The following is an 18487-nucleotide window of genomic DNA, read 5'->3' on the forward strand; positions in this document are numbered from 1 at the left end:
CAAGCGCTGTACTTTACAGATACTTCGGAACCTGCCCGGAATGTAATGAAATCTGAGATTGAACCGCACCGATTTTCTTGGATAGTTTTAAGTCCACTTTGGGCCAGATCATAAAAATATACAGGGGAAACTCCTAATGGTGACTGGTGTGAAAGACACACTGATTCAATCAAGCGATGATTTTTATAAAAGCAAAGCAGGCCGGTGTGGATGTGATCTATTGAAGCATGGAAGATATGGACCATTACATCAGAAACAGGCCTGAGCTGATCAAGCGTTCATTTGAATGGCTGAAACAACAACTGGAACCTGACAATTCGCAATAAGCGCGCACTGTTGTATGAAAACATCATAGCGGTTCAACCTTCCTGAAGAGGGAGAAGATGGCCAGCCATGAAGTCTACAAAAACTCTGAGTTTAGAGCAGAATGTGCGATCGAATTCTCTGACTAACCATATAAAAGAATGGAGGGAAATTGGGCTGTGTCCCTTAACTGCCCGTGGTGCTGTCGCAGCCCCAAAAAACCATCACTTAGGGCCGAATGCTGTAGACATTTCCTGTTACCCAGGTCCCCACCAATAAATCAGCGTTACGTCCTCGACCCAGCGCGACCGCACTCCCAGATAAATCACTGACCACGATATCGTCACTCAATCCCTAACACGGGAGGAGCTGTTTGATGTTTTTCTTTCTTTGTTGTTTTTGAAAGAAATGGTAAGGGGCAACATAATTTGACTGATTCGCGTCAAGATAGTCAGCCCACCACTGCATCATCTGATATCTGATCTCAAGGTGCTCAGCCAGATGGTTATAGGCAGCTCTGACAGAGTTTCTTTCCTGATGGCTCATCTGAAGTTCAATAGCATCCCGCGACCACTTTCCTGACTCAATGAGGGAACTGCAGGCCATGGCTCTTAGGCCATGCGCACATATTTCAGATTTCGTGTCGTATCCCAGACGCCGCAGTACTTTATTTATGGTGTTCTCACTCATGACTTTAAACATATCGTGGTCATTGGGGAAAATGAATTGACCGTGTCCTGATAGCTGCTGTATTTGCTTGAGGATTGTAATGGACTGGGTAGAAAGTGGCACCAGATGTGGAGTTTTCATCTTGGCGCCTCGCTCGGAATAGCGGATACCGGGAACAGGATCTCGGGTATCAGGAATGGTCCAGAGTGCATTATCAAAATCAATCTCTTCCCAGCGGGCAAAACGTAACTCGCTGGAACGGACAAAGACATACAAGTTAAAGCGCAGTGCCAAACGGGTCAGAAGCCGTCCATTATCCTGATTTAGTCTGGCAAAGAAATCGGGCAGACGAGAGAGTGGAAGGGCAGCATGGTGACGTTTTTTCGGTACGGCAATGGCTCCGCTCAAGTCGAGCGCCGGGTTATATTTGATCATCTGATTCTGAATGGCGTAGCGCATAATGTTGACGATGCGCTGCTGCAGCCGCATGGCAACCTCCAGAAATCCTTTGTCTTCGATGGCTTTGAGGACATACAGCAAGTCAGCCGTGCTGATATCGGAAATAGTTTGTTTTCCCAGAGGCGGGAACAGATACATTTCAAGGCTTCGTAATATACGGTTTGAGTGATTTTCAGACCAGGTGCGGTTGCTCTTGTGCCAGGTGCGAGCTACTTCTTCCAGAGTAATGCCTACCTTTCTGACCTGTTTTTCATGACGCCGAGTTTGTCCTGGGTCTTTATCTTGAGCCAATTCGGAGCGTGAGTTGTCGCGTAATTTTCTGGCCAGCACTAAGGAGACGGCAGGGTAGGCACCAAAGGCCAGCTTCCTTTCCTTTCCGCCATAGCGGTACTTGAGATACCAGAGTTTTGAACCGTTGGGTTTGACCAGAAGGTATAGACCGGCGCTATCACTCAGCTTGAAGGGTTTGTCTTGGGGCTTGGTGTTTCGGATTACAACATCAGAAATTGACATTTGGGGGCCTCGATATTATCGAACCGAACAGGCCCCTAATAAAGCCCCCAAAAGTTGTGGCAGTCAACGTAACAATGTGGAACTCAGTGTAACCACATTTACGTATAACTTATTGATCTTACTGCTTCCATGGACATCAGTAAACATCCTTGGAATAGAAAGTGGCTCCTCTGACTGGGATCGCCTTTGCCAGTAACTGGCTGAATAAAAAGCTAAACCTGAATCCACTTTCTGTCAAGACCACCAGAATGACCACCAATTTAGCTCGGGCTGAACATACAACGAGTTAGCTTTTTAAGCTTCACTACCCCATATATTTTTTTGCAAAACTAGCTAACTCTTTCGCTCTGACGGGTTCCCATCCGTTATTGACCGCGAATTGTCTGATCTCTTCTTCTGTTGCTCTGAGTCCTTGCTTTTTTAGGCTAGTAAAAATTCGTTTTGCCATGTCTTTATCTGATGGATGACTAAGCCCTGTTGACATGTTGATGCAACGACCTAGGCGTATAATTTCATCCCCAATGGAAATTAATAACTGTATTTTTTGTACTTCCCAGGTAGAAGGGCCGACTCTTTCAGGTGCCCATGTGGATAACCAGCGTTTACCTTCGATCTCTGACCAAGGTAAGAAAACGATGCTATTGACGTTTCCAGCACTATCAACAATATCCATGTCTTTATCAGATAGATATGTGGCTAACACAATGTCATGGTTGCCATGTGCAGAAAAGTTTTTAGGAATATTAAAATTTAGCTGAATGTTGTTACCCAAATCGATTTTTTGGTCTTTTAGCAAAGCTTTTACCGCTTGCTCGCCAAGAAATGTTGCAATATCAGAGTGAGAAAATGTTCCTTTTGCAGGAAATAACAATGTGATTCGCTGCAACCCTGCATCTTGGCATAGATGATAGGCTTTGCTTATGGCTAGCTTTATATTGTTCTGATTTGAACCGTTGTTCTCTATCAAAAATCTGGACACTAACATATGAACTCCTTTTACTAAATGTTAAGGGAATCTCAACGCTTTGGTCTAGAGAGTAATATGCTTTTTAAATTATCATGAATGCTAAAAATGTGTCATCTCAAACATTGTCATCGTCTTTTTCTGGCTCATCTTCTATTGCTGGTAGGGCTTCAAGTTGTGATTTGAGTTGTTCATCTAACTGAGTGGCCAAAGAAAGAAATACGGCAAGATTCTTTTGTCGTTTTTCTAGAACTCGCCATTGTGCACTACTGGGATTAGTTGTGTTGGCTGCGTTCCCACGTAATTGAAAAATACGAAATTCAATTAGATCAATGTCTTCGTCTAACCCAGCTTTTTGTGCTAGTTCCACCCATTCTTGAGACTTATCAATAGAATTTTCTGCGGCTAAAGAGAGGCAATAATCAATCAGGATTTTTGAGGTCGAGTCGATGCTTTCGGCCACTTTCAACCATTTTTGAGTCTCCGTAGATTCCTTTTCTCTATCATCAGTCAGTCCTGGGTAGGGGAAGATATGTCTCGGTTGCTGGTTTTCAGGATCAAGACTTTCTAAAGCCCTTAGGATGGGTTCTAGCTCTTTAAATGGCTTATTGCCAAATGGTAATTCGTAGCGGTTAGTCCAGAAGGCCCAAACAGAGTCCCTGATCTCCAACTGTTTCGCGATGCGCACAGTTTCATTCGTGGTATTTTCTGCGTCGTAAATCAGTTCTGCAATATGGTGAGCCATCCAACGGCCTAACGTATCAACAGAATTGTTTAACTCAAGTTCTTCAACCAGCTTTTTCCCCAGTTGTATAATTGCCGTGTAGCGTTCGGAAGGTTCCGTCATGTTTAACGAGGAAGATTCTGGTACTTGAGGGGATATTCTCGAGCTCATTTTCATTACTCCGCCCATATCTGTCACTCCGCGAGTAGCGATTTACATCAACCTCTATAATGAGATCCATGTCTAATGTAGTTAACACGTTTTTGATAAAATCCACCGAGGCACAAAGTTTGTGACCACTTGGTTTTTCGTCTTCATTTTTTTCTGCTAGGTTACCCCAGATACTGGAGATCATTTCTGGTTCGGTGCTATGAGTGGTATGCCATACTCGCTGGTCTTTATCTGTGGTTAATTTCATGGCTTCAACGATAAACGGCGCTGGCTTAGGTAACGGGAATGTCACATCACCAGCCCATGGGTCGTGTTCATCAATGCCTTTATATTCACTGATGTCTTTAATCCATCCCTTTAATTGATAGGACATATGATCAATTTCCATATCCTCACCAGCACTGGGAATTTTATAGTCATGTACATTTTCGGCAGTTTGTAGTGCCCGGAGTAAAGAGAATGATCTTTCAGGTGAAACTAAGGCCGTATAAACGGAAACTGATTCTCTTCGATCAGTACGATTCTCTGACCAGTGACCCCATATGGTCAGCAATCCAGCTGCGGGACTTAATGCTTTGTCAAAAATGTTTTCTGAAATTGATCCCAGCCATTCATTGAGATTACCAGAAGTATCATTAATCCAGCTTGGTCTGATTTCGGGTTGCGGATCTCGCCGATCAGCGAGCCAACGGCCATCGCGGCGTGAAATATCATGTCTTTTGAGCCAGTCCTGAAAAACATCTTCTACTTCGTCGTAACGACTATCAACCAGAGGTTTGGTCGCTAGTAGCTTTCCAGCGCACATGAACATAGCATGATAGGAGAGATAAAAATGGTAATCATCAACACGTGGATAGGAACCATGGCTGTGATGATTATCACTGTCTTGATAGTAGCGTCGTTTATTACGCTCATCTTCTTCCCAATTACGGCTTCCTTTGAAACCAAAGTCATTGCGAATAATACGTAACATTTCAGGTTCAAGCTGTTTTTGAGATACTCCAAAACAGCGGCCTAAAGGTTTCAGCCAATATGGGCCAAAATCGATACCAAAAGTGTACGAATCTTCGCCCATTAGGCTTTCAGATTGGCTCACTGTAGAGTCATATGTTGACTGGTTTATGTTGCAAAGTTTGTCCCTTTCTTGATTGGTTATAGATATCAACCTGGCTTCACTAAGTGCGCTCAGGGTTCTGGCGGCAAAAAGACGGATTAATACATGCGGCTGTTCACTTGTGGCGTAGCGATAAAAATAATCGGTATAGGGTATCAATGCTTTTCCGTCATCTTGTGCGGCACGTGCAACAGCAATTAATAACCATAATTGAGCGTGAAGGGTATAGAAGGGAAGATTGCGATCGCAAAAAGGCTGCGTCGAGCAATTTTCGGCATGTTTAAATATTCCTTGAAGCACTTCGGAACGTTCTAGTCGACAAAGCATAAGAACTGCATGAGCGGCTTCCCAGCGAACGGTTGATTCTGGCGATGCTAGCCTGGCCCATATATACCCCGCAAGAGAATCCTCTATCTGAGTAGGGGGAATTAATGTAGGTCCCCATGGGCCATCACCATCTTCCTCTTTCAATATTTCATTGAATAAGTCCAGCCCATAAGACAGAACATTTAATGCTTCTTCTGAGGTCAACTTATTAACCAATAGCCCGACAAGGCTAAATAATTGTCGTGAATCTGATGGTTCTGGTGATTCAGATGTCGCATTTAGAACAATACTAATTAAATCATCTTCATTGAGCCCGGATAGCTCGCTGGCAAGCTTAAAAGGGAATACTTCGTAGTAGCGATGCTTTCTAATAAGCATGCAGAACCGCTGGCAGTAACTTTTGGCTACTGAAGCAATAGCTGTTTTTATGCTTAACCGGGATGTCCATTCCTGAGGAATTGATTCAAGAAAAGTCGTGAAGCTATAAAGGCTGATCTCAGATAAGTTACCAAAAGCGTTAATAAAGTCTTTTTCTTTGCCAAAACTAATACGAGTTATCGCCTTTTGAATGAACAGTTCGGTTGAATAAAGATCAGGTTCACGACGGAAGTTTTGGTATGCAATAGAAATCCCTTCGGATGTGGATAAATCACACAGACTGAAAACTCTATGCCATGCTACTTTAGTTTTTCCGTCAATTTCAGTGACGTGGTCGCTTGTTAATTCCAAATCTGATCCGGTTTGTTCTTCAGCTGAACTGTATATGTTCAGTTCAGTGGGATCTATTCCAATGGATAAAGCAATAGTTTTAATTTGTGCTAATTTTTCTGAACGAGGTGAGGTGAATTGGATGTAATTATAAACCCAATGAAAAAGCGCGTGTTTGTCCTGATCGTTTTTACATAAAGGCAAAGCAGCTATTAACAACTTATCTTCGTCCCACTCTTCCCGGAAAGGGATTAATGCTGCTGCATCAAGTGGATTGATTTTATTTTTCTTTACTAGTTGTTCTATCGTCAGCGCCAGTATATTTCGGTGATCGCCAAACGTACGATCTCGCCAACGACTAATGATGGCCAGAGTGGAACAGGGGCATAATTCAGACAACGCTTTTATCGTATCATTCCATGCAAAATGTTTATCACGATCAACATATTCTCGAGTTACTTCGGCACAGCGTGAAAATTTATAGGCAATTTCTGACGAAGCTATGTTTTTGTCGGCAATGTATTCCGCCAGATCAAGTAATGCTCCCCATCGTTCCAGATTTTCATCACCGAGTTTATTGGTGACCTCAATAGCGTGGTTAAAATATTCTTGAGCTTCTGACTTATCGAGTAAAATAAGCGATCTAGCTATATCGATATAGTTCTCAGCCTTGGTTTGTGCGTCAGTGTGGTCATCTTTCCACAGAGATAGTGCCTGTTGCGTGAAGATAAATGAAAATTTTTCAAGCCCAGTTGTCTGCGAGCAAAGACGGGAAAATCTGTGTAATGTCGGTGTAAAGACTCGATTGTCTTTATGCTGATACCATGCAGTGATTTCTTCGATATCAGCACAGCTAATATCTCCGACTTCAGATAAAATGTCGAACCAGATATTAGCTATTTCATCACTGCTAGAGGAATGTTCCGAGTATGAATACCCTTTTATTTCCGCTGACAGCTTTTTAGTATCAGCGAGTTGATTATCTAATTCAGCTTTGGATACTTCCTGTAAAAACGCTTTAGCCCATAAGTTATACCAAGGGACTAATACACCGCTATATTGCTTTAGTTCTCGAAGTTCCTGTGATTCACTATACTTTCTTTCAGAGTTAATCTCTTCGATGACCTTATCAGATGCAATATCAGTTAAGTTTAATGATGAGCGACTCAATGCAGCGCGCAGTGCATACATTCGTATATATTGTACTCGTTCTTTACTGTATTTAGAGGACAGGGCATTCGGAGCGGATTGGGGCAAGTAGCGGTTTAAAAGTGTTGTAGCTTCTTTGTCATTACAAACATTAAGCTGTAGCGCCATTTCAACCATGCTAGTTATTGCTGCTATTGTCTGATTATCAAATGAATATCTGATTTCTATTTTCAGATGAGAGCTGGCCAATAAACGGTAGCCTCTCTTTATAGATTGCTCAGGTAATTGGTAATGGAATTTTCTGGCAATCAGTACAATAGCCAAAATTAATCCAAGATCATTTCCTGCCGCAATAGCTAACTGGTTCAGCTCTGTATAACGGCCATGATCCAGTAATTGTTTGGCAATGATTATGCCGGCATCGAAAGATAATTCCCGAGGTCGCCACCGGCGAAGGCTTCTTGCAGCTTCATCTGCACCATGAATATTCAGATAGGCGATCGCCATGACTGCTCTATCCTTAGCCGTTACGTTTTCTCTGCTTCGTTCATCATCGGATAATTTACTCCAGTTATCTAACCATTCCAGAGCAATACGCAATCGGCTTCGGGCATCACCAGAGAGCTCAGAAAATTCCGATAAAAGTGTAGAGTTGTAGACGTTTTGTGACCCAACCCAACCAGTATCAGAAAAGGCACGGCGTGAAATAAGCTCCTGAACACTGTGGCTGTCCATAAATTTTGCAGTTAGATCAAGATTATCCTGCAATAATTTTCGCTGCCTGCTGTCACCTGCACTTTCTCCACCTGCTTTGAGCGCAAGTTTTGCAGCATCCTGATACTTCTCAAGGCGTAACGCTGCTTTCAGGGCAAACTGCAGTCTTTGAAATTCAACATCACGGCGTTCGATAGGACTCGTTTCTGGCAACCCTTGTGATGTCATTGCCAGAGTGACGAGTTCCGAAAATTGCCCTGCCTCAAGCATTAACGGTGGTAATACTGACGCAGCGTAGGCACTATTTTTTGTTAACGGTGTCAGTCGGGCAATAAACTGACGAAGCTCTTTTTCTTTAGGGCGATATCGTTCCTGAAACCACGTTTCAGCTGGTTCATCAAAGAACTGGATAGTATCCCCATTGACGATTAGCGGCCGCCCAAGATCTAACGCAAAACTTTTTATTGCGGATTCATCGATTTCAGCGATAGCAGACAAAATTGCGATGGGAATGAGTGGGCGAAGTACCGCCAGTGCTGCACAAATAAAATCGATCTGCGCACGTTCTGTATGCCCTGTAGCATCTTTCAACTGTCCGATGGCGGCTTCGAGTACTTCTCCGATAGTATCCTCCACCGTTTTGGGATTAGGACCTAACAATCTCAATGTCTCTGACAGTGATAAACGTCGCGAAAGTGATAACGCCTGTACTCTGGGGTTATGAGAGCTCAGTCGATGGAATTCATCCACATCCTGATCATTTGCATCCGGGAATATTCCACGCAGGTGTGCGGCAGTTTCGCTACGATCGAAAGGCTGTAAAGTCAGGCTAGGCGTGCTAGGGCGTGGATCAAGCAGACTCTGCCTATGTGGTCTGCAAAGTGCGACAATACAAACTCCTGCGGGAATATTCTCTCTGAGTAAATCTCTTATAAATGAACGTGATTCGTTGATTTCCTCTGCGGCCATTTGTGCATTATCTGCAGCATCAACAATAATGCACAATATTGCCTCAGGATGTGACGCCCGAAGCGTGGAAATCCCCTGAGAGACACGATACATAAATGCACGCATATAGTGAGAAATGTCAGTACTGGCGTTCGGAATTAAGGGATGACATAGACCATGTGAGGCTATCTCATTAGCAATCTGCACTAATGCGGTTCGGTGGTGATGGCGATAGGCTGAAGCATTGCGATATTGTCCATTACCAAAGCAGTCATACAGAATACTGACTGACCCCTCAGGCAGGTGTTGATGAATGCGGGTTGAGAAAATTGATTTGCCGACACCTGCGTCGGCACGAACGATGATAGGTGAGCCCATGGACTCAACAATATTTTTGACCAGTGAAACCTCTTGTATTCGAGGTATCACATTATCAATTTTCTCTATCAGGCAAGGTGCGGGGAACAGATCTGTTTCGTCTACCCCTAACGCACGTAAAACATCCATTCTGGTAATAGCAGGGTCTGACGCACTTTCTGATAGCGCTTTCCGGGTAATCAGTTCTTTTAGGTTCAGCGGGGCTTGGGTGTCAAGATCGGGGAGATATCCGTTAGATTCTCTCAGGAGAATATTTCGCTGTTCCCAGTAACCATCCTGTCGTCCTTCAATGCGAAGCATTTGGCAAAAGGACACCAACCCTTGATCTTTCAGACCTGTGAATTTTTTTAGTTTAGCAAGGTCGTCTGGATGGCGAGGAGGGCGTTGATTTGCCATATCTGTAATTGCTTCACTGAAACTCGTACTGACAGGGCGGTTAGTGACAAACCATAATTCAAGCTTAGTATGCAAGGATTCAGCAGGAAATCGCTGCAAAAGTTCTTTATACCGTTTAGCGAATCCTTCTATCGTTTTCTGTAATCCGCTAGGGGGCCATGTGGTTTCAGCATGCAATGTTGAATGTTTCAATTGCATATATCTGACAGTAGTAGCTCGCTCGAACTCATTACTGCCATAGTATTCGGCAATATCAATGATCTCTTCGCCTTCCTCCACCGACGGTTGTGATCCCATTTCGGTTGCTGAAGCACCTTCAATGGTAAGAGCAGCTAAAGAGGATTTGGGGTCTAACAATCGGAGGGCACGGCGGGCAGCCCAAAGGTAGTGAAATTGATCCCCATCCCTACTGGCACGAACAAGTAAGCTGTCTGACATTGAAATTTGTCCTTAGATTCAGATAGGCCTGCTGGATTATAACTCCTTACATTTTAAGTGACTATCTGCACGATGGAGTTGATGTGAAATAGATCTGAGCGGAGTATACGCTTCCGTCTTAATTGGCACGGATGACCATTTATCTACGTTTATCATGAAGAACTAAAATCATTCGCCCAAACCCCAAACCCCAAACCCCAAACCCCAAACCCCTTTTCACCGCTGTGGAGTAAGGGGCGCTACATCTGGCTAGGCTATACAGGGACTGATTTTTTTCTCCTGTGTATTTTCCGTTTCGTATCAACTTCCGGTTAATCGTTTCCCAACACAACCCGTCCCGCAAGGGTAAATGGCACGCATTCTGCGCCCTTGCAGGCCGGAACGATGCCGGGAAAGCGAACCGTCAGGCGAGACGAAGATGAAAATCACACCACTGACGGAGAAAAAACATGACTATTTCCCTGCATACCTATACTAGCGCCCCTAACACCGCAGCGGCGACCAGCGTATACCCGCTGGACCCGTCAGGCTCCTCAAAAACGAAATTTTCTAAAACCAGAACGGATATTTATCAGACCGTTACCGACAACATTATTGCAGCGCTGGAATCCGGTGTGAAACCCTGGTCCTGCCCGTGGCAGCGTGTATCCGGCATGTCTGGTCTGCCATCCAATTACGCCACCGGCGTAGCCTACAGCGGAATGAATATCATGTTGCTGTGGTGCAATGCATCAAAACAGGGTTTCAGTGATTCACGCTGGATGACCTACAAACAGGCGAGGGTGGAAGGTGGACAGGTGCGCAGGGGGAACACGGCACTACAGCCCTGCATGAGCCAGTTCACTGGAGCGGTCAAAAAAAACTAAACCCGTGAAATGAAAGGGAAGTTTGCCAGTGAAGGGAATGCATTTGAAGAGTTGAACGTGAGCTGGGAAGTGCGTTGCGGATGGCGGATTTGGGGATCATCGGTGAGGTTCAATATGAAAACTATATACCTCTTGGATAATTAAAGGTGCTTTAGTGTCCAGATTTAGACCGACGTAATCCATAAAACGTGTTGTATCTGCTTTTATTCTGGCTTCTTCTGCAACATTACCACCGGCATCCCAAATGCCAGCCTATAATTTCCAGTAAACGATCGAAAAAAAGATACGCGTATTATGCTCGTGCAGCGTATTTGCGCTATCTTTTGAATAGGGATTAATCTCTGCATCTTCAAGAAAGCGCTTAAGATCCTCAATCAATTTGGATGAATCACCGCGAAACTGATTACGCAACAGTTGTTCGTTCACTGAATTAACTCCGGCAGACGGTAAAGCAGGCGTCTGGCTGCGGGCCAACCCGCGGCCAGAAAAATATCCAGACTATCTATCAAACGAGCTCGTCTGTTCTCATCTTCAAAGATGGTTTTATAATCGGCAAGAAACACGCCCATCATTTTTACTAATTGTTCCATTCCCAGCGTTTCGTTCTGGAAACCGGATTTTTCTGCATGACTTAACGCATGAGCCATCAGGTCAAAACACTTGGCAGGGTCGACAGGAACAAGCGTTTCAAGCAACTCCAGAAGATAATAAACAGTATGTGGCGAGCTGCAATCACCAATACGGCGCATGTGCAATTCAGTTTCGTTCAGAAATTGCTTAAGTTCTTCATATTCTAATGATGCCTTATCAGAATTATGCTTCCCTTCACAAACGAAACGAAGTTGTAGACATGCTCTGTCTATAATTGCAAAGCAGTGTTTTATTTTTCTGTTCGGCCTCTGTAAGGTCAGTACGGGGAGAGTATTCTTCCAGTTTTTTACCAGCAGCATCAATAATGCTATAGGCCATGTCCAGCGCCCGTTGCCTGAGTTCGGTATCTGACTCTTTACTTTGTCCGACAATGCCAAGAGCGAATCCATCCCTTAATGTAAATAGGACTTGAATAAGTTCATCATTATAAACGGCGGGGTCAGTAATCCAGCACTGAAGAATATTGTATGCCTCTCTGACTTCAAGGACTCCCCAGAGAATCGCAAGATCGCTGCAAACAAAACTACGAATACGTTTCTGACGTTCAGGGTCTCCATTAAAACGCCCTAACAATTTCTGAATAAGGCAGAAAGTACGCTGAGGATCGGTATATAACAGGTTTCTGACTCCATCCCCAACTATATGTGCTATTACGCCGGTATTGGTTTCCTGCTCCAACCGTTCACTCAAGTGGCGCCACATACTATCCCGATCAACATCCCACAACCGTAGCAGGCGTACTGATGCCTGTAGTCGAACGGCTGGATGAGGGTCAATTAACATTTTTTCAATATCTGGTTTCAACCGCTCATACAGGTCGGGACGTAATGGAATAACATCGAGCAAAATCTGTGCAGCATCGATCCTAGGTGCAGGAGAGCCCCAGCTAACATTATCTTCAAAGTTCTTTTCTGTATCTTCATTCAAGATCGGGGCAGTTGCACAGGAAGCGAGATGTATTAAATCTAAAAAATAAGATGTAGGCCTATCAGTCCGATTGTCATTTACAGGAGAAGGAAGTAATTTCTGTTCAACAACGGCGACGCAGGCCCGTACAATGAAATCCTCTGCGGTTGTACGTACATATGAATGAGCATTTTCCAGATTGAGTTGTTTATGAAGCGGTTCGAGAATGCTAAAAACATCCTGCAGCGATAATTCGGACGAAAGCGTATTATTCGTTGTTAGCCCCAAGGCAGTTTTAGCGGTTTCGACTGCATTGATAAGAGTGGCGTTGTCTGGTTCGTTCCGATCCAGACCATCAATAAAATCGTAAGGTATATCGGTGCTGACTCTAACGGGGGAAATGCTGAAAAGCCTATTATTACCAGATATTTTATTATCCCGTGAGGCGTTCTTCAGAAATCCCTGGCTAGTTCAGTATGAAGATTCTCTGAACCAATTGTTCTGAAAAGGCGGTACAACAGACTGTTCTTTGCTTCCTCTGGGGAGTAATAATCAGAGAAGTCATACTCAAATGCGGAATGTTCCAGTTCTTCAAGCTCATGTTCTGAACGACGCATAATTCCCATAGCGACCAGATCGATAGCGTCTTTACAGGTATCGGCATTTTGAATAAACGCTTCTTGTGCAGCAATAGGCCAGAGAAAATCAATCAGGCCATCGTTGCGTTTATTTGCCGCCAGAAAGAGTCTGGCCCAGAATATTGCAAGCGAAGCTTTTTCACTGATAAATTTTGCGAGCGCGTCAGGTTCAGGCGAGTTTTGCAGGCGCTGGAATAATTTTTTAACCAGTACTTCACCGTCATGAGCGTGTTTGCCATCAGGATCGTGTGCCCAGATATGGCTGCGATCGGCCTTAAGATAAATATCATGCCCTGAAATGGACACATGCATCACAGGCGTATCATCTAAGGGATGTCGTCGGGAAACGTACCCGTTTATTGCGCTTATTGCGGCGTCCACAGCCAGACCAGGATATTGCTCGATAAAATGAGGGAAATACTCACCGAGTGAATAGCGAGCTGATTCATAATCCTGTCGGGCATTTGATCTCAGAGGCAGAATTCGGCTGTTTCCCAGCTTTGTTTCCCGTTCTTCTGTGACGTCATAGCTATAGACAAACTCGAATACTTTGACTACAAACTCAGGTGCAAGAACTCCGATTTTCTTGATGTTGTAACAGAGTACGGGAATCTCTTCTGAACCAAAAGCCTGGAGACGTTCCGAACTAATAATCTGTTCCAGTAATTGACGGGAAGCCTGAACATTAGTGTTGAAAGTATCTATAACGAGAAGAATAGCGCTCCTGACAAAATAATCTGGCTTACTCAGCGTAAGGGCATAGGAAAGTACTGCGCGGCTGGCTGTACCCAGCATATTACATAAGGGTTTCTCGGTAACACGCTTGATAAGCGGGTGCAACAGAAAACATAACGTTTCTGAGACCTTATGCACCTGGGGCGTCAGCGCTGCTACCAGATGTACCCACGGAAGAGCTACAACCTCTTGTTCATCCTCAAATCGTATTGCAAGCGCACCGCAAATATGACCGAAAGTGCTTATCACTTTCTCATCACCGGCAGTCACACGTTCAGCAAGCCAGAGCAGGTCATTTTCTGCAACAGGATACTCCGCCGCAATCCGACCCGCCGAACTTCGAATTATTGGATCGCCATCGTTGTCATTGACCAGATTATTCACCGCCTGCCAGAAACTGTGATGGTTATCGTCATAACTCCATATTTCCTGAAGAACAAAGCCGAGTGCGGGGGATAGCATCAACCCCTGAGCTTGCTGTTTCTGGAAACGTAATGTCCCTGTAATTAGCGCATCCGGATCGAATGATATTTGTGCCGCAGCGAAGTCAAATAAAAGGTGATGGCGAAACTGTATTCGACGGTCATTTTGTTCCCGAACCAATACCCCTTCGCGGCAGAGTGTATCGATCATGTCTGGATCCGTACCCGCAAGTAGGGATGACACACTAAGTGAACGTGCATCGATCATGGCGTCCACCAGTGTCTTGATATTTCGGGTCGCATTAAGTCCATGCTCCTCGACGCGATGTTGCCAGTACAGTTTTAACAATTCTGTTTGGGACGAAATAGCAGTCAGGCTGATATCCATATTTTGTGAAATCAGTTCGGCCAGCAGTCTGGTGTTAAATGGTACTTTAGCAAGGTCTTTAAGCCTTGCTGAGGCACCGTCAAGAGCAGTGGCCAGCGCAGTAGATAGTTCCAATAACTGGTTGAATTCATTGTCCGACCAGCGCGGAATAACAATGTGGCGAACTGAAGAAAACATATCATCAGCACGGTCAGCAATGGGAGGCTGGCCTTTAAACAAGTCACGAAGTTTTACCCCCATGCGCAGATCAAAGCTACGTATTGAAGCAACCACTCGCCAGCGGCCATCCCAAGCTAGAACCTGTTCAATCAGAGGTTGGAAAACGGCTTCTCCCTTGCCCCCTCTGGTGGCATCCAGCGCATCTATAATTAGCCAGCCCTGAGATGGGCCATCCCACGCCTCAAGCACGTCGGTAAAACTATGTTCAAGCCTGAGCTCACGGCTCAGACCTTCAAGCGACTCCACGGAATATCGGTCAACAGCCAGTTCCAAGACATCATTTCCCCGATTGCGCAGGTTGCGGGACAGTGCATTAAGCACTCCGCTTTTACCGGCTCCCGGTTCTCCGATAATCAGTAATGAACCTGACTGTACGGCTTGTTCAACTTCGCTCTGACATTCCCTGCGGAGGGTAACCGGTTGACCTGCCAGACTTTCAATCGCCTCATATCGATTAAGAGAATCTGCAATTTCCTGAGAATGATGTTGAAGTCGAGCAATATCATCCTTGTATCGAGGTGGTGCTGCGAGCTCAATCCCTTTTCCTGTAAGCTCGTTGCGAAATATTGACAGATCGCCGCCCCCCTACGTGACATCATTTTCCCGCAAATTTCGACAAGAACACTTAATGCAGTCGTTGCGTCTGCATCTTTAACAAGGCTCTGAGTAAGCTGTGAATAGGCCGGTGAAGCCATGTTTTCAACATCAACAACCAAAACAACAACCAGGCGGCAAAGTTCAGAAACAAGGTGAAGTGGTAGGGGATCCGAGGTTATGCTATTCCAGGCTGTGGAAATGCAGCGGTCAAAAATGTCATATGCCTTTTCTTGGCTTTGATTTACAGCTCTGCAGCCGTGCTGAGATAAAAGGGACAAGGCAGCAGGAAGATCATTTCGAATTGAAGTCGGAGCTCTGGAACTTACGGCTAAAACCAGACGGTCTTTATCCGAATCGAGAGGTCGATTCCACTCCAGAGAACCATTACCATCTCGGCATGTTAGCCAGTGTCGGACAAACTGTTCTATGGTCCGGTAAAAAGGATTTCTTTCATCATCTGAAAGCGAAACGGTTGTTTTAGCCTGGATGGCGATAAAGCCACCTGCGGATGTCGCTACCAGTATATCGTCAACGGGCGCTTCCGTTTCAAAGCGCAACCAAACAGAAGAAGCGTTGCCCAGCCCTAAACGTGCATCCAGTCTGCTATCTGAAAGGATCTGAGCAGCAAAGTGAGCCCCCAACTGTTGCTGAAATAAAATACCGCTGCTGGTTGCTGCGCCACCGCCGTTTGCAGGACCGTTCAGATTTATATCAGACAAATTCCACCTTCATATATTGAATGCTGTGCTGACGCACTATTCTTACTGTTCTTGGGACTTATTTTACGGATAGTTTGCCAATAAAACAGAGAGATAGTATCCAGAAAACTATCTTGCAGCTGAATATTAAACCGGTCAGATAGAGTGGCTGTCGTAAAAGCAACATTGGCAATCCCCCTCACAACCGCTTCTGACAGCGTCGCAAAAAACGCACTTCCGACATCTTATCCGCAAAGGGGCTCAGCAGCATCGCAACCTTCAGCGCTTCCACCTCATTGATATGACAGTCGCCATCACGAAATAGCGCCATTATACCGCGGAAAAGATAGTCATATAGCGACAGGTTTTTAACATTATTCTTACTTTCCATCCGATACTTTTGCAGTGCCTCTACTACTGACTGGCGGTTGTCCTGCGAAGCCCCGACACTGCCGCGAATATAGTCCCAGTAACTGACGGTAGTTTCGTTCAACAAAAAGAGGAAGGCATCGCAGAGTTGCTCAAACTCTGCCACCTTAAAACATACCCGATGAGTATAGCTATGATAAAAATATTGTAGTTCATTCAGCAGCGCCAGCAGACCCTGTTTGCTGTTGACCTGTTTAACCGAGATATTATTTTCGGGCCGGTAGCGCGAATAGATATCATGGGGCGTATAGGCAGTATGGCGGGGGCTAGAAAAGGTAGTCGTTGCCAGCCCCGGCGCGGAGGACAGAAATTAGCGCAATACCAACTATCCGCCTCCGGTATCAGCTTTTCCACCAACCAGTGGTATGTCGTTAGTGCATCCCAGTAATTACGTGGCCCGATGGCGTCCTCTTCCTTATTATGGCGATCGAATCGGCCGGGAGGCTGCCAGATTAACGCCACACTCTGATTATTAACGCTGTTAAAATCAGGATCGCGCCTGGCCTGTAAGGTAACGTGATGTCCCTCGTTCATCACTTCATCTTTATGACGATTAAATACCATAATATGTTCATGCGCGGCGTTAAATATCGACCATTCTCCTTCGGTATCCAGATAATCATGACGCTGACAAAAAACGTTAATACGATTCCATAACCATAAAGGGATATTGATTAGCTGAATATTATCGCCGAGCGGCGTACTACCCGAAAAACCTTCGGTACGGCAAATTCGGTCAATTTCTTCCATACACTGTTTATAACTGTGCCACAATACGTCAAATGCATCACAGAGCGCCTGGGCTTCATTCAGAGTAAGCAGAAGACGGCAGTTGCCGATGTCGCAGTAATAATTTTCACCCTGATGTTCTCTCAAAATCCACGGTCTGACTTCAGCCTCTGGTGGGCTGCCAGCCCCTTCGAAAGCCGAATTTAGCAGGTTTTTCTGGCTTATTGTCAATAACACATGGGAATAGCGACCATTACGTAGATCGATAAAGCAGGAAAGAGAGCTATCTCTCAGACTGGGTAAAAACGCTTTTATCAGTACATGATCGTTTTGTAGCGTGAAAATATTGCCATCAATTCTGTGATACGGTTGTTTATAATTTCGCCAGGCTGAAGACTCTTGATAGTCCCATAGGCCATAGTTCTTGATATTAAGCAACGCCCGCTCGCCATAAAAAAGAGCTACCCAGCTCTCATGGCAAAAGCGGTAGAGTAGATCCGGACAATCAAGATCTTTCAACCAGTCGTGGATCGTTTCTGTATCCAGTAAACGATGCTCTATACTCAGTTTTTTTAACCGGGCTTCTTGTACTTTGTGTTCGGAAATTAATTTTGCAGAGGCTTTCTCACTGAGGAAAATATAAAACTCAGTTACATTGAACTGCCATTTTTCCCGATGCACATGAAAACGCTCAACAGTGGCAAGGTAATCATTTTCTCTGAAGTTTTTAAAACGTTTTACTTCGTATAGCGAATAAAAATCCTGATTGCCATGTTGACGATGTGAAATAATATCGGCACCAAACTGTGACTGGCCGGGAACGCCAATTTTCATAGTATCTATTATCTTGCCACCTATATTTTTCAGCCGTTTTTTAATAAGCTCACAGCAAAATAACTCAAACGTTTTAGGCTCCATAAGCTCCAGTGGTAAATAAGCATCTGCTTTCCCAATAGGTGGACCCAGTTTTACAATACTTTTCTCCTCGATATTCACTTTAGTTCCTTTTTTAAAACTTACTAGGGTCATAATTCAATTGCTATTGATTGCCTGTATGACAAATTTATGATTGCATTATACTTTCTTTTCTCGTTTTTTTAATGAGTTAATGACATTCCTCTTCACCTAAAAAAGGGTAAGGGGGATTATGCGTTTGATGCAATTCATAGTTGTTTTTTAGTTGAAATGAAATTTGGAATATCAGTAATTGGCTATAAGAGTGTAACCCCAAACC

General features: G+C 44.5%; 10 protein-coding genes and 1 pseudogene. 1 reads left to right on the forward strand and 10 read right to left on the reverse strand.

Translation table 11 applies throughout. The annotated features are described in order from the left end of the window. Positions 1–657: 657 nt before the first annotated feature. The 4 genes from Q2T71_RS06915 to avs3a all read right to left on the reverse strand — a co-directional run bounded on the left by Q2T71_RS06915 (position 658) and on the right by avs3a (position 9975). On the reverse strand, positions 658–1944 hold the full coding sequence (locus Q2T71_RS06915) for a tyrosine-type recombinase/integrase (RefSeq protein ID WP_372558538.1): 1287 nt from the start codon (positions 1942–1944) through the stop codon (positions 658–660). Positions 1945–2248: 304 nt separating this feature from the next. After that, positions 2249–2929, reverse strand: coding sequence for a hypothetical protein (locus Q2T71_RS06920; RefSeq protein WP_372558539.1), 681 nt, complete (start codon positions 2927–2929; stop codon positions 2249–2251). 97 nt (positions 2930–3026) lie between these two features. Then, a complete protein-coding gene (avs3b, locus tag Q2T71_RS06925; protein ID WP_372558540.1) occupies positions 3027–3755 on the reverse strand; it encodes an AVAST type 3 anti-phage proein Avs3b in 729 nt (242 codons plus the stop codon). Further along, positions 3697–9975 carry an AVAST type 3 anti-phage nuclease/ATPase Avs3a gene (gene avs3a, locus Q2T71_RS06930; protein ID WP_372558541.1) on the reverse strand — a complete coding sequence of 2093 codons (6279 nt, stop codon included), beginning with the start codon at positions 9973–9975 and terminating at the stop codon, positions 3697–3699. The genes avs3b and avs3a overlap by 59 nt, the downstream gene beginning before the upstream one ends. 449 nt (positions 9976–10424) lie before the next feature. On the opposite strand from avs3a, the pseudogene Q2T71_RS06935 reads away from it, so the two are divergent. Continuing rightward, positions 10425–10969, forward strand: a pseudogene (locus Q2T71_RS06935) (ArdC-like ssDNA-binding domain-containing protein); the annotation flags it as partial. A 294-nt stretch (positions 10970–11263) separates the two neighbouring features. On the opposite strand, the gene Q2T71_RS06940 reads toward Q2T71_RS06935, so the two are convergent. The 6 genes from Q2T71_RS06940 to Q2T71_RS06965 all read right to left on the reverse strand — a co-directional run bounded on the left by Q2T71_RS06940 (position 11264) and on the right by Q2T71_RS06965 (position 18282). Then, complete coding sequence (locus tag Q2T71_RS06940) at positions 11264–11590, reverse strand: hypothetical protein (RefSeq protein ID WP_372558542.1); 327 nt, start codon at positions 11588–11590, stop codon at positions 11264–11266. A 76-nt stretch (positions 11591–11666) separates the two neighbouring features. Then, the gene (locus Q2T71_RS06945; RefSeq protein WP_372558543.1) at positions 11667–12686 is read right to left on the reverse strand and encodes a hypothetical protein; all 1020 of its coding nucleotides are present in this window, start codon (positions 12684–12686) and stop codon (positions 11667–11669) included. Between the two features lie 164 nt (positions 12687–12850). Further along, positions 12851–15121, reverse strand: coding sequence for a hypothetical protein (locus tag Q2T71_RS06950; protein WP_372558544.1), 2271 nt, complete (start codon positions 15119–15121; stop codon positions 12851–12853). Between the two features lie 32 nt (positions 15122–15153). Then, complete coding sequence (locus tag Q2T71_RS06955; protein ID WP_372558545.1) at positions 15154–16116, reverse strand: hypothetical protein; 963 nt, start codon at positions 16114–16116, stop codon at positions 15154–15156. 178 nt (positions 16117–16294) lie between these two features. Beyond that, entirely contained in the window at positions 16295–16630 is a 336-nt protein-coding gene (locus Q2T71_RS06960; protein ID WP_372558546.1) for a hypothetical protein, read from the reverse strand. Positions 16631–16680: 50 nt separating this feature from the next. Then, on the reverse strand, positions 16681–18282 hold the full coding sequence (locus Q2T71_RS06965) for a hypothetical protein (protein ID WP_372558547.1): 1602 nt from the start codon (positions 18280–18282) through the stop codon (positions 16681–16683). Between the last annotated feature and the right edge of the window lie 205 nt (positions 18283–18487).

This window comes from Yersinia sp. 1652 StPb PI, assembly GCF_041538345.1.
In the GTDB taxonomy this organism is placed as follows: Bacteria; Pseudomonadota; Gammaproteobacteria; order Enterobacterales; family Enterobacteriaceae; genus Yersinia; species Yersinia enterocolitica_E.